The 14734-nt window shown below is 34.4% G+C and carries 11 protein-coding genes; 9 read left to right on the plus strand and 2 right to left on the minus strand.

Annotated elements, in window-relative coordinates:
- Positions 1-223: 223 nt before the first annotated feature.
- Positions 224-1486, plus strand: coding sequence for an OmpA family protein (locus GON26_RS07340; protein ID WP_160374101.1), 1263 nt, complete (start codon positions 224-226; stop codon positions 1484-1486).
- A 78-nt stretch (positions 1487-1564) separates the two neighbouring features.
- On the opposite strand, the gene GON26_RS07345 is transcribed toward GON26_RS07340, so the two are convergent.
- Together GON26_RS07345 and ccsA are read right to left on the minus strand one after the other, a co-directional pair.
- Positions 1565-2452, minus strand: coding sequence for a carbon-nitrogen hydrolase (locus tag GON26_RS07345; RefSeq protein ID WP_160374103.1), 888 nt, complete (start codon positions 2450-2452; stop codon positions 1565-1567).
- A 266-nt stretch (positions 2453-2718) separates the two neighbouring features.
- A complete protein-coding gene (gene ccsA / locus GON26_RS07350) occupies positions 2719-5910 on the minus strand; it encodes a cytochrome c biogenesis protein CcsA (RefSeq protein WP_160374104.1) in 3192 nt (1063 codons plus the stop codon).
- Between the two features lie 307 nt (positions 5911-6217).
- On the opposite strand from ccsA, the gene GON26_RS07355 reads away from it, so the two are divergent.
- The 8 genes from GON26_RS07355 (at position 6218) to GON26_RS07390 (ending at position 14684) form a co-directional block, all read left to right on the plus strand.
- Positions 6218-7906 carry a glycoside hydrolase family 28 protein gene (locus GON26_RS07355; protein WP_160374105.1) on the plus strand — a complete coding sequence of 563 codons (1689 nt, stop codon included), beginning with the start codon at positions 6218-6220 and terminating at the stop codon, positions 7904-7906.
- Positions 7907-8120: 214 nt separating this feature from the next.
- A complete protein-coding gene (locus tag GON26_RS07360; RefSeq protein WP_160374106.1) occupies positions 8121-8882 on the plus strand; it encodes a Rossmann-like and DUF2520 domain-containing protein in 762 nt (253 codons plus the stop codon).
- Positions 8866-9393, plus strand: a complete 528-nt coding sequence (locus GON26_RS07365; RefSeq protein WP_160374108.1) for a KdsC family phosphatase — start codon at positions 8866-8868, stop codon at positions 9391-9393. The genes GON26_RS07360 and GON26_RS07365 overlap by 17 nt, the downstream gene beginning before the upstream one ends.
- Positions 9394-9522: 129 nt before the next feature.
- Positions 9523-10449: a geranylgeranylglycerol-phosphate geranylgeranyltransferase gene (locus GON26_RS07370; protein ID WP_160374109.1), complete on the plus strand. Its 927-nt coding sequence runs from the start codon at positions 9523-9525 to the stop codon at positions 10447-10449.
- Positions 10442-11026: a Maf-like protein gene (locus GON26_RS07375; protein WP_160374110.1), complete on the plus strand. Its 585-nt coding sequence runs from the start codon at positions 10442-10444 to the stop codon at positions 11024-11026. The genes GON26_RS07370 and GON26_RS07375 overlap by 8 nt, the downstream gene beginning before the upstream one ends.
- A 10-nt stretch (positions 11027-11036) precedes the next feature.
- Complete coding sequence (locus GON26_RS07380) at positions 11037-11570, plus strand: mechanosensitive ion channel family protein (protein WP_160374112.1); 534 nt, start codon at positions 11037-11039, stop codon at positions 11568-11570.
- Positions 11571-11678: 108 nt separating this feature from the next.
- The gene (locus GON26_RS07385; protein ID WP_160374114.1) at positions 11679-12779 is read left to right on the plus strand and encodes an AI-2E family transporter; all 1101 of its coding nucleotides are present in this window, start codon (positions 11679-11681) and stop codon (positions 12777-12779) included.
- An 84-nt stretch (positions 12780-12863) separates the two neighbouring features.
- On the plus strand, positions 12864-14684 hold the full coding sequence (locus tag GON26_RS07390; protein WP_160374117.1) for a BamA/TamA family outer membrane protein: 1821 nt from the start codon (positions 12864-12866) through the stop codon (positions 14682-14684).
- Positions 14685-14734 lie beyond the last annotated feature (50 nt).

Here is a 14734-nt window from a genome sequence, read left to right on the forward strand (position 1 = left end):
GTGTTTTTTTTTATTTTTTTTGCAAAAAGGGATCAAATGTAAATTTGGTCCTTTTTTTATTACACCTATAACAGTTATTTACACAAACACCATAAAAAACAGTAATTACATGGCAATTATATAATATATCACCAAATAGATGGAACATTTCTGCTAAATCATTAAAGTAAGTTTGTATCAAGTTTAAAACAACTTAAAACCAAACTTTAATTAAACAGATATCATGAAAAAGAAATTAGCATCCCTATCATTTTTATTATTTACATTTGCTGCAAATGCACAAAACATGACCACTACCTCTACTAAAACTACTATTGAAAAACCTACATACGACAAATGGTCTATTGAATTGAATGGCGGTATCAACAAACCTACCAAAACAATGACTCCTGGTTACGCTACTGCAACATTTAACCCTTTCCACGCTGATTTAGGTGTACGTTATATGTTCAATCCTAAATTTGGTTTAAAAATGGATTTTGGATATGATCAATTCAAGGAAAGAGATGACACTCCAGAATTTGAAAGCAGAATGCTTAGAACAAGTTTGCAAGGTGTTGTAAATATTGGAAGAGCATTAAATTTTGAAACCTGGACTAATACGATCGGTCTTTTGGCACATGGTGGATTTGGAGTTTCTCAATTAACAGCTGAAAATGGTTTTGATGGAAAAGATTATATGGGACATGGAATTCTTGGTTTAACAGGACAAATCAAATTAAGTAACAGTGTTGCTTTGACTGGAGATTTAACCGGAATTGTTAACGGAAAACAAAACCACAACTTTGATGGAATGGCACCAACAACTACCGGTTCATTTGATGGAGTATTATTAAACGCTTCTGTTGGTCTGACTTTCTACTTAGGTAAAAACGAAAAACATGCTGACTGGTTTTCAGAAGAAAATGAAAGACTGAATAACTTAGAAGACAGAGTGACAACAATCGAAACCAATCTTATCGATACTGATAAAGACGGTGTAGCCGATTTGTATGACTTAGAGCCAAATACTGTGGGCGGAGTTGCTGTAAATACGAAAGGACAAGCAGTTGATACCAACCAAAATGGTGTTCCGGATGAGTTAGAAAGCTACCTTGAAAAAACATACGGACAAAATGGTAAAGGTGCAACAAACAATACTGTTGAAGAATTAATTAACGGTGGATATGTAAATGTGTATTTCGATTTTAATTCTTCGAAACCAACGAATGCTTCTTTGTCAGGTGTTGACTTCTTAGTTAAATATTTGAAAAACAATCCTGGTAAATCTGCTGATATTATTGGTTATTCTGATGAAATTGGAGGTTCGGGTTATAATACTGAATTATCAAGAAAAAGAGCTGAAGCGGTTAAAAACGTAGCTATAAATGCAGGAATTGATGCTTCAAGACTGAATGTAATTGCTAACGGTGAAGATACTTCTGTGAATAAAAATTCGAAAGAAGCACGTCAAATCGTGAGAAGAGTTACTTTTCAGGTGAAATAAAAATTCTGAATACTATCAATAAAAAAAGGACAAAATGTACATTTTGTCCTTTTTTGTTTTTATAAAAAATCGACTGAATTAGTCAATAGCTCTTTTGGTAATATCTCCGAAGAAATCGATTCTTCTGTCTCTGAAAAATGGCCAGTTCTGACGTACATTTTCCTGTAGATCCAAATCTACTTCGGCAATTAGAATTTCTTCCTGATCGTGAGAAGCCTGTGCTAAAATCTCACCCTGAGGTCCTGCGATAAACGAAGCTCCCCAAAACTGAATCCCCTCAGTTCCTTCGATATATTTTTCTAAACCAATTCGGTTAGCAGCAGCCACGAAAACTCCGTTGGCTACAGCGTGTCCTTTCATAACATTCATCCAGGCACCGTATTGATTTTCTCCGTATTGTTCTTTTTCTTTAGGATGCCATCCAATTGCGGTTGGGTAAAACAATACTTCAGCACCTTTTAGGGCAGTAATACGAGCTGCTTCCGGATACCATTGATCCCAGCAAATAAGCGTTCCTACTTTTCCTTTTTTAGTTTCGATAGCTTTAAAACCTAAATCTCCCGGTGTAAAATAGAATTTTTCGTAGAAATGCGGATCGTCCGGAATGTGCATTTTGCGGTATAATCCAGCTTCTGTTCCGTCTGTATCAATGATATAGGCGCTATTGTGGTAAATTCCTGCCATTCTTTTTTCGAAGAAAGGAACGATGATTACTACTCCTAATTCTTTTGCCAATGCACTAAAAGCAATAAATGAAGTACTGTAAAGCGGTTCTGCTAATGCAAAATTATCTACATCTTCGCTTTGACAAAAATAATGACTGCTGTACAATTCCGGTAATAAGATTACTTCTGCACCTTTGGCAGCGGCATCTTTTACCCAACTGATACATTTTTTAAGGTTATTTTCGGCAACGTCGTTAAGATTCAACTGAATAACGGCTATTTTGTATTTTCTATTCGGCATGACATAAAATTTAGAGTGCAAAAATAGTAATTTTTTAAAGGAATGACAACAGTCAAATTACACCGAAGTTGTTTCTTATAAAAATAAAAGCCCTAGCCCCGATAGAAGCGAAAATCCTTTTGTGCCGGGGTTCGGCACAAAAGATTGAAGCGGATAGCGGGAAATAGCTCCTAATTAAAATTACATTTTTTAGATTCTAAACTCTAAAATAAAAAAAGGTCCAACTGTAAAGCTGAACCTTTTGATGTGAATTAATAATATGTTTTTTATTTTTTGAAATGCTTGCGATAACCTGGATATGTTATAGCACCAATTACGGCAATGGTTCCAAGTGAATAATAAATCCAGTCTAATGAATGTGCTTCACCGCTTGCGTAAGAGTGTAATCCTACTAAGTGAAAGTTTACTCCGTAATATGTAAATAAAATTGAAATAAAGGCAAACATACTCATTAGATTAAAAACCCATTTGTTGCGCAATGCCGGTACAAAACGTGCGTGAATTACGAACGCATAAATCATAATCGAGATTAATGCCCAGGTTTCTTTTGGATCCCAACCCCAGTAACGCCCCCAGCTTTCGTTGGCCCATTGTCCTCCAAGGAAGTTTCCGATGGTTAACATGATTAAACCAATGGTAAGTGACATTTCGTTGATATAGGTGATTTCTTTGATGTTCAAATCCATTTTGGTTTTGTTGTTTTTATTGGTAAAGAAAATCAACAACAGAGCCACAAAACCAAGAATAAAACTAAGTGCAAACGGTCCGTAACTCGCAACGATTACCGCAACGTGAATCATTAACCAATACGAATTAAGAACAGGTTGTAAATTGGCAATTTCCGGGTCGATCCAGTTTAGATTTGCAGCCATAAAAATCATTGAAGTTACAAAAGCCGCTGAAGCTACAGTTAGTTTTGATTTTCTATCAAATGCTAAACCAAAGAACATGGTTGCCCAAGCTACATAAACAATAGATTCGTAGGCATTACTCCAGGGTGCGTGACCTGAAATGTACCAACGGGCAATTAAATCAAGTGTATGAAGTGCAAATATTAATCCGATTAAAATATGGAAACCATTTACTATAATGCGTAAAAATTTTTTATCGAAGAAAATAGTAAATATTGTAAAAATCAACATTAAAATCCCCGCCATTGAATACCAATACGTCATTTTTGGTAAAATATCATAGGTATTATAAGCAATCTCAAGATCTATTTTATCTTCGCTTGGACGCACTTTAGCTCCGAATTTCTTTTGGAAACCGTTGATACTTTCTACTAATTCATCAGCATTTTTGAAATCTTTTTCGATAGAACCGCTGTTGAGTGCACTAAAGTACAAAGGCAGAATTTGCTTTACATAGGTAGAATCCATTCCTTTTAAGTTAACATTTCCTCTTTCCAGATACGAAATCCATTTGTTGTTTGGATCGTTCGGGACCGGGAATATTTTCAGGATGCTTCCGCTCAGGGCAGATTCCATCAGGTTTACTTTTTTATCGGTTTCGATAAAGTCTTTTTCAAACTGATTTGGATTTGCCGCTTTGTAAGCTTCTTCCAGATATTTCGTTAATTTATAGTTTCCGTTGCTGTCAAAAAACTTTACAAAAGGAGCAAATTTTGCTTTTTTATCTACTCCAACAATTTTACGAATACTATCATTTCCTGATCGCAAATGAATAATTGGAACCTGAATCCAGATATCTCCGTATTGTGTCATCGACAAAAATACCTGATCAGAATTCATTCCGTTATAGGTATCACTGTGGCTTACTTTTCGAAGCAATTCCGACGAAAAAGTATTAACAGGCTTCATTCTACCGCCCGCATCCTGAATAATCAAACGGCCAAATTTAGCCGCATGTGCTTCCGGTGCTTTGTAAACATTTAATAAAGAATCGATTTGTTTTTGACTTGGCGGACGCGTCACGTGATTGGCGTGATCGTTCGGGTCTTCGTTGTGTTTGTGGTCATGTTCGTGTACGTGAGGTGATTGCGCAAAACCACTCAAACTGAACATTAGAACCAAAATCGTAATCAGTTTTTCCTTTTTGATTTTAGTTTTTTCTAATTTACGTTTCAAATCGGCAAAACGAGAATGTTTGGTAAACATAATGGCCATCAATCCCAAGTATAACATAAAATATCCAAAATATGTGATTGAAGTTCCCCAGAAATCATGGTTTACGGATAGAATTGTTCCTTTTTCGTCCGGATCAAATCCTGACTGAAAAAAGCGGTATCCTTTGTGATCTAAAACGTGATTCATGTAAATATCAGCATCAAAAGTTTCAGTAGAATCCTGAACGGTAACTTTACTTTCGAAAGCCGAATAACTTTTCTCTGTTCCCGGGTATTTGGTCGCAATAAAATCGTTTAATCTGATTTTAAAAGGCGTTGTATAAGCTTTACTTCCAAAGAATAAAGTATAATCGATATTACCAATTTTTACCGATTTTGGTTCTCCTTGTCTTCCTTTAGAACCCAAAAGTGTAATTTCTTTTTCTTCTCCGCCCGCTTTCAATTTTACAATCAAAGCATCATTATGGTTTTTTGCTTTAAAATCATTATCCGATTCGTAAGTAATAGTTCCGCGCATGGCTGGATCAGGAAAAACGATTCGGATATCGCCAATACTGTATAACGAACGCATCATCAGAGGCTGAATATTATCTTTGGTTACATCACCTTGAAGTTTGTCTGCCATTCGCATAAAAGTTCCTTCAAAAGGAGTTTGAATGGTGTATTTTTCACCCGTTGTATTAATGTTGATAGCACCCGCAGTTGGTTTATTCAAAGCGAATAAAACATTGTGAATATTCTGAACTTCTCCTTCTTTCAGGAAATGTTCTTCACGTCCGCCAGAACCTGCTTCTACCAATTTGATGTATAAAATTCCGTTTGGGTCTGGTTTTACTATTTCTTTGGCACCCATGATATAGTTTGAGTAACTTACTTCGAAAGGCGTTTCGTCAAATTTTCCAGACATGGAAAAATCATTATTGGTAACTGGAGATAACAAAAGACTTTTCTCGAAAGATCTTCTTCTCATTTGACCTTGATATTCCCCATCAGCAAAAACGGTTAAGTATGTTTTTTCAGAAAGAATCTGGTTTTCTGCCGCTCCTTCTCGAATTGGCATTACACCTTCATAACTAATATAGCGTGTAATAAAAGCGCCTAACAGAATAAAAATAAAGGCAATGTGCAGTATAAACGTTGCCCATTTTTCTTTTTTTAATAGTTGATAACGTTTAATGTTTCCGAAGAAATTAATTAAAAAGAAAACCATTATTGCCTCGAACCACCAGGTATTATAAATTAAAATTCGGGCTGTATCTGTATTGTACTTGCTTTCTATAAAAGTTCCGACACCCATTGCGATTGCAAATGTTAAAAAAAGAACGGCCATTAATCGTGTAGAAAACAAAAAAGAGAATATTTTTTTATCCATTTCTGAGGAATTACATTGTATAAAAGTGGCACAAAAGTACTTAAAAATGTTGAGTTCCAATATTTGATATTTGTTAATAAAAACTAAAAAAGGGCATTCGGTTTTACGAGAACGGCTTAAATTATCAGTATAAATTTACAAAAGCAGAAAGTGTATTATTTTTCGAATTCTAATTAATTTTTTATAGATTTGTGTAATCGATTACATTATTGATTTAAAAATTAAAAAGAGCTAATTTTATGCTTTAAATAATAAATCACGATACCTATTTAAAACTTTACTATCCAACCGAATATAATTTAAAAGAATGAAAACAAAACCAACGAACCTTTTATGCCTCGCTTTTGCCATTTTGGCTACTGGCTTTTCAAATCAAATTGCAGCTCAAAATTCGAATAGTTATGATACGTATGCCAATATCGAATTTAAAATGCCAAAAGTACAGGAACCTGTAATCCCGAATAATAGTGTAAATCTTAAAGATTTTGGCGCTGTAAATAGTGGTTACGTCTTAAATACAAAAGCATTTGCCGATGCCATTGATGCTTTATCTAAAAAAGGCGGTGGAAAATTGATAATCCCTCCAGGAATCTGGCTTACGGGTCCCATTATCCTAAAAAGTAACTTAGAATTGCATGCTGAAACGGGTGCTTTAATTAAATTTTCGACTGACAAAAGTTTGTATCCGATTATCGAAACCAGTTTTGAGGGTCTGAATACCTGGCGTTGCATCTCTCCTATTTATGGGAAAAATTTAGAAAATATTGCCTTTACAGGAAATGGTGTTTGGGATGGTTCTGGCGAAGTTTGGAGACAAGTAAAAAAGAGCAAATTAACCGAAAGCCAATGGAAAAAAGTTATTGCTTCGGGTGGTGTTTTAAACGAAAAAAAAGAAAGCTGGTATCCGTCTGAAACATTTATGAAAGCTTCTGTTGGAGCCGATCAAAATGTACGTTTGGATTTGAAAACCAAAGAAGAATTTGAAAAAAATCATGATTTTCTTCGTCCGGTTTTAGTGAGTATTCAGAATAGTAAACGGGTCCTTTTTGATGGTCCGGTTTTTCAAAATTCCCCAGCCTGGAACATTCATCCTTTGATGGTTGAAGATTTGATTGTGCGTAATGTAACCGTTCGTAATCCTTGGTATTCTCAGAATGGTGACGGTCTTGATGTAGAATCCTGCAAAAATGTTATTATCGAAAATTCTAGTTTTGATGTGGGTGACGATGCGATTTGTATTAAATCTGGAAAAGATAAAGATGGCCGTGAGCGCGGTGTTCCTTGCGAAAATATTATAGTAAAAAACAATATTGTCTATCACGGACACGGTGGCGTTACAGTGGGAAGCGAAATGTCTGGTGGCGTAAAAAATCTGCATGTTTCGAATTGTACTTTTATGGGAACTGATGTTGGTTTGCGTTTCAAAAGCACACGAGGACGTGGCGGAATCGTAGAAAACATCTTTATTTCTGATGTTTATATGACAGATATTCCATCACAGGCAATTTCTTTTGACCTTTATTATGGAGGAAAATCAATAGCTGAAACTTTGGCCGAAGGCGGAAATAAAATTAGTACCAAAGCGGTTCCCGTAAACGAAGAAACGCCTCAGTTTAAAAATATTTCGATAAAAAACATTACCATTAAAGGCGCTTATCAGGCCGTATTTTTACAAGGTTTGCCTGAAATGAATCTGGAAAATATCGAAATTTCGAATTTGATTGCTAAAGCCGAAAAAGGATTTTCAATCATTGACGCCAACGGAATTAAAATCACTAATGCAAAATTAGACATCGAAAGTCCAACGGTATTTCAAATTTATAACGGTAAAAATATGTCTTTCAAAAACATCGAATTCAACTCTACATCGGAAAAAGCGATCACAATTGACGGTGCTGAAAGTAAAAAGATTGAATTAAATTCTTCTAAAAATTTCGATTTATCTAAAAAAACAACTATTGGAGAAACCGTTTCTAAAGGAGTGGTGAAGTTCTAAAAACAACCTCATTTTTGTCATTCCGTAGGAATCACTGAATGTGTTGATGTACACTAGCTGAGATTTACTTCGTAGAACTACTCTGTTAACTTTCCTACGGAATGACAAATTTTATGAAATCCTTACGATTTCCTTTTCAATCAAAAGTTTCTTAAAACACAAAGACGTATTGCTATTCTTGGTTTCATATAAAAAATAATGCTAATTTTGCGATATGATTCGAATAACGCTAATTGGTTCCGGAAATGTCGCGCAGCATTTGATAAAAGCTTTCGCTAAAAGTGAAAGTATCGAAATGGTACAAGCTTTTTCCAGACAAAAAGAAGCATTAACTCACCTACTCGATTCGGATACAATTACCACTGATTTTTCTAATTTAAAAGAAACCGATTTGTATATCATTGCAGTTTCTGACAATGCTATTGCAGAAGTTTCAAAACAATTTCCTTTTCAGAATAGATTAGTTGTTCATACTTCGGGAACTGCTTCTTTGGATACTTTAGACAGTAAAAATCGACGTGGTGTTTTTTATCCTTTGCAAACTTTTTCTAAAAATAAGGAAGTCGATTTTTCAGGGATTCCGTTTTGTCTGGAAACTGAAAATGAGTCTGATTATGCAATTTTAGAAACTGTTGCCAAAAGTATTTCGAATTCGGTTTTCCCGATTAGTTCAGAACAGCGAAAAGCTTTGCATGTTTCGGCCGTTTTTGTGAATAATTTTACCAATCATTTGTATCAGATTGGTCAGGAAATTTGTGATGAACATCAGGTTCCTTTCGAAATTCTGAAACCTTTAATTCAGGAAACTGCCCAAAAAATAAATATTCTAAATCCTGCTGAGGCACAAACCGGACCTGCAAAACGCAATGATTCCAATACAATCGAAACACATTTGGAATATTTAACCAACGAAAATCAAAAAAATATCTATAAACTCCTAACACAATCTATACAGCATAATGGCAAAACATTTTAAAGAAATAATGAACGACATCACCACTTTTATTTTTGATGTAGATGGCGTACTTACAGACGGATCAGTTTTTGTAACCAATGAAGGAGAAATGCTTCGCACCATGAATATTCGTGATGGTTATGCCCTGAAAGCGGCGGTAGAGAGCGGTTACAATGTTTGTATTATTTCTGGCGGAAGCAACGAAGGTGTTCGCATTAGACTTCAAAATCTGGGCGTTACCGACATTCATTTAGGAACTCCTGATAAAGTTAAAACTTTTAAAGAATATACTGAAACTTACAATATCAAACCCGAACAAGTGTTGTATATGGGAGACGATATCCCGGATTATCATGTCATGAAATTGGTAGGATTACCAACCTGTCCGCAAGATGCAAGTCCTGAAATCAAGACGCTTTGCCGTTATGTGTCGCACATTAAAGGTGGAAAAGGTGCCGTTCGTGATGTAATCGAACAAATCATGAAAGTACAAGGGAAATGGATGCAGGATTTTAACGGAAAACTGGATTAGAAAATTCTAGATTTTAGACTGTAGATTGCAGATTTTAGATTTTGCTTTGCGCACTTTGTGGTAAAAAAACTTTTACAATATAAAATCTTAGAACCTTAATAACTTAGTTCCTCAGAACCTCATAAAAAAATGAAATACCTCAAACTCATTCGATATCAAAACCTACTGATGCTTGCTTTTATGCAGGTTTTGTTTCGTTATGCTTTTTTAAAACAGCAAAATATTCCATTAGCTTTAACCGATTGGCAATACGGATTATTGGTTTTAAGCACCGTTCTGATAGCAGCGGCAGGTTATGCAATCAATAATGTTTTTGATGTTGCAACAGATACGATCAATAAACCTCAGGATGTTGTAGTGGGCAAAGGAATCACTGAGGCCGCTGCTTACAATATTTATATTGCACTTAATATTACCGGTGTCGCCATTGGATTTTATTTATCAAATGTGATCATGCGACCTGGTTTTGCAGTTCTTTTTATTTTGATTGCTTCGTTGCTTTATTTTTACAGTACAACTTTAAAACAAATTATGGTTTTAGGGAATATTGCCGTAGCTTTATTACTTTCGGCAAGTGTCTTAATTATTGGTGTTTTTGATTTATTTCCGGCTACTGATTCTCAAAATCGAGCGCAAATGGCGAGCTTTTTTTCTATTCTGACAGATTATGCTTTGTTTGCTTTTATGATTAATTTTATTCGCGAAATCATCAAAGATATCGAAGATGTAGATGGCGACTATAATCAGGGCATGAATACCTTACCCATTGCAATAGGAAAAAGCCGCGCGGCTATAATTGCTTTAGTCATTGCCATAATTGCTTTTATTTTATTGCTTTTATACATCAATGCCTATTTTGTAGAAAACAATCTTTTTATCGTTACCTTTTATGCTTTTGCTTTTGTATTAGCTCCATTATTATATTTCATAGTTAAAATATATGGCGCAAAATCTCAAAAAGATTTCCATCATTTGAGTACAGTTCTAAAACTGATTTTGCTTTTCGGAATTTTATCAATTGTGGTTATTGCCTTAAATATTCAGTACAATGCTTAAAGAAAAATTAAAAAAATACAAAATAATACTGGCTTCGGGCTCACCCAGAAGACAACAGTTTTTCAAAGATTTGGATTTGGATTTCGAAATCCGATTAAAAGATGTCGAAGAAATCTATCCGCCGGAACTAAAAGCCGTAGCAATTACTGATTTTCTGGCAGAATTAAAAGCAGGTGCTTTTGAAGGAGAATTGCAACCCAACGAAATTTTAGTAACCAGTGACACTATTGTCTGGCATCAAAATAAAGCTTTGGGGAAACCAAAAAATGCCGAAGAAGCTTTTGACATGATTAAATCAATGTCGAATGCAACGCACGAAGTAATTACTTCGGTTTGTTTTAAAACAAGCACTGCTTCTACCCTTTTGCATGATATTACAAAGGTAACTTTCAATGCTTTATCAGACGAAGCGATTTTATATTATATCGAAAATTACAAACCTTACGACAAAGCCGGTGCTTATGGTATTCAGGAATGGTTTGGTTTTATGGCTGTTGCCAAAGTCGAAGGCTCTTATACGAATGTTATGGGACTTCCTACTGCAAAAGTTTACGAATATTTCAGTACTTTAGAATAAAATTAAAATTATGTTTTCTTTCAAAGAATATTCACGGGAAATAGTAGTCACAATAGTACTTTTTATAATACTAATGTTACTCAGAGTTATCGTGGCCAAACTCATTCGGAAATTTGCTAAAACGAGCGAAAGACTCGAACACAGAACTAATTTAATTATTAAATATGTTCATATACTGATGAATATTTTGGTCTTAATTTCCCTCATTGTTATTTGGGGTGTTGATACTAAAGACCTTTTTATTACCATTTCGTCGATTGCAACTGTCATTGGTGTGGCGATGTTTGCCCAATGGTCTATTCTGAGTAATATCACTTCAGGAATGATTTTGTTTTTTAATTTTCCTTTTAAAATTGGAGATACCATCAAAATACACGACAAAGACTTTCCTATCGAAGCCGAAATCGAAGATATTAGTGCTTTCCATGTCAATTTAAAAACCAAAGAAGGCGAAAAAATCATTTTTCCCAATAACCTTTTACTGCAAAAGGGTATTTCGATTATTCCGGCTCATTTTCATGAAGAAAAAGATTTTTTTGATTAAAATGATAATGGGAATTTTATAAACTAATCCTCAAAATTTAAAACAATAAACTCTAAATAAAGAATCAAATTTGCTTAACCATTTTTTAGTTACACTAAATCCAGAAACATGATTAAGCCAATTGAATTGCCCTTTTATGCCAAAATAGCTTTTATTTTGGTCACTTTTCTTGCTATAGGATTTATTTTTTGCATTGGCAAGGATGTTATCACACCGGTTCTGATGGCCTTCTTATTTGCGGTTTTACTAATGCCGGTTTTTACTTTTTTAAACTTAAAATTAAAATTTCCGCGCCATTTGGCTGCTATTATAAGTGTGCTGATTTTCGCTTTGTTCATAATCGGTATTTTAGTTTTTATTTCCTATCAGGTAACCGATATTGCCAACGACTTTCCAACTATCAAAAAGAATGCGAATGCTTTTATATTAGACATTCAGAAATTTATTCGTGAAAATTTTCATATTAGCATTGGAGAACAAAAAAAATACATTGATAATGTAGCTAAGGATTCTGTTAAAAATGGCAATGCTAATATAGGTTCTGCCCTTATATCCGTTACCGATTTGTTACTAGATTGTACCATCATCCCTATTTATACCTTTTTGTTTTTACTTTACAAAAATCATTTTATTCTTTTCTTTGCAAAATTAATAAACAAGGAAAATCATGCTGTTCTAAAGGATATTTTATCTCAAATAAAAGTTTCGATCAACAATTATATCGTAAGTCTTATTTTCGAAATGATTGTGGTTTCGGTACTAACCAGTTTAGGACTTTGGATTGTTGGTGTAAAATATTTCATCTTATTAGGCTTAATTACCGGAATCCTGAATCTTATTCCCTATATAGGTATTCTGATTGCTGGTATTATTACGATTTTTGCATCTCTTACCGGAACTCCTGAAACTTCCGTGATTTTAAGTATTCTAATAGTAAACCTTATTGTACAATTGATCGATAATAATATTTTGGTACCTTTAATTATTAATTCTAAAGTAGAAATTAACGCAATGGTTTCTATCATCGGAATCATTATAGGTGGTGCTGTAGCAGGGATTTCAGGAATGTTTTTAGCTATACCTCTCTTAGCAATTCTAAAGATTATTTTTGACCGAATAGAATCTTTAGAGCCCTGGGGATATTTCATGGGTAATCATGTTCCCAAAAGATTTATCTGGCGAATTCGAAAAGTTAAAACTGAAAATTAAAAAAGATTCTTTTGATGATTTTTTGTATTATTTGACTTATATTTAATTAAAGAATTGCTTCTTTTACCAAAATAAATTATTTGAATGTTTCGAAATCTAAAAATACTGTTTTTCATTTTGCTTTGCATAAGCCAGAACAAGGTATTGTCGCAAGATAAAAACACTAAAAAGGATAGTACCGAAGTATATTCAGGTATAAAAGAAGCCGCAAAAAGAAGTAAAGCAGGAAATCTTTTTCAGAAAGCTTTTTTTAGATCCAAAAGAACCAGAGACAGACAAGTACAGCAAACACCGAAAGACATTAATAAATACGACGGAAAAATAATCCGAAATATTAATATTACCACTTTAGATCCTTTTGGTCAGTCTGATACAGATACAACCGTTGTTCCTAAAAACTGGGGAGAACGCACCGGAAACAAACTGCACCTTAAAACCAAGAGGTTTGCTATAAAAAATTTACTATTATTCCGAAGAAACGGTATTTATGATGGTTTTAAAATTCAGGAGTCAGAACGTATTATCAGATCGCAGCGATTTGTTAGCAGAGTCATCATCAGGCCTCAGGAAATAGCTCCCGAATCAGATTCTATCGATGTCTCTGTACGTGTTTTAGATGCCTGGAGCTTACTGCCGAGGTTTGCAATTTCGAGTTCAAAAGTTACAGCTGGGTTTAATGACCGAAACATTTTAGGAACCGGACAGCAATTAGAATACCGCTTCACAAATCGCTTTGAAGATGGCAGAGATGGTCATGATGGAACTTATACTGTTCCGAATATACTAAACACTTTTATTAGTACACGATTAAATTACCGAATCGATTTAGATAACAATTACAGTAAAAGTATTGCCGTAGAACGTCCTTTTTATTCTCCATTGACTAAATGGGCCGGAGGCGTTGTATTAGGGCAGGATTTTAGAAGTGATAGTTTGCAGGCACCCGATTTACGATACGAATTTCAAAATTTCAAATATAATACACATGATTTTTGGGGAGCAAAAGCCTTTAATATAACCAGTAGTAATCCTAAAAAAGAAAGAGTAACCAATTTTATTGCTTCTGGAAGATTCCTCGATATTGATTATACAGAAAGCCCAACAGCCGAATTTGATTCTATTCATTTTTTTTCAGATGAAAAGTTAATGCTAGCCGGCTTTGGTGTCAATACCCGCGAATTTATCAAGGACAGCTATATTTTTCGGAACGGGAATACGGAAGACGTTCCAATCGGAAAAATATACGGAATCACACTTGGTTATCAATACAAAAACAAAATCTGGCGGCCTTATGCAGGAGCTCAGGCTTCGTTTGGAGAATATTTTGACTGGGGATATCTGAGTGCCAATTTTGAAGCGGGTACGTTTTTTCATCAATCCAAAACCTATCAGACCTCATTTGCCTTTGAGGCGACTTACTTTACCAATTTGCTAGAAGTGGGAAACTGGAAAATAAGACAATTTATAAAACCAGAAATGATTATCGGGATTAATAGAGCCAAATCTATAGGAGATCAATTAACGATAAATGAAAATTATGGGATTCAGGGATTCAATGAAGCTCTATACGGAAAGAGCAAAATGGTCCTGACGTTGCAAACCCAAACCTATAGCCCTAAAGAAATTATTGGTTTTAGGATAAATCCGTTTTTTAATTATGCCATAGCCGTTTTAGGAAATAGTGAGTCTGGATTGCTTCAAAACAAATACTATTCTAAAATTAGTCTCGGACTTTTGATTAGCAATGACTATTTGGTTTTTAGTTCCTTTCAGTTATCGCTTTCTTACTATCCTTCTATTCCGTTTGAAGGCGATAGTGCTTTTAAAACCAATACTTTTCAGACAACCGACTTTGGTTTACCTAATTTTGAATTAGCAAAACCCCGAATTGTAGAATACCGATAACTTTTTGCGAGTAGTTTTTTGATTTTTTTTATTAAAAAATATTCAACCGT

The sequence above is a fragment of the Flavobacterium hydrocarbonoxydans genome (genome assembly GCF_009789235.1).
Lineage (GTDB): Bacteria > Bacteroidota > Bacteroidia > Flavobacteriales > Flavobacteriaceae > Flavobacterium > Flavobacterium hydrocarbonoxydans.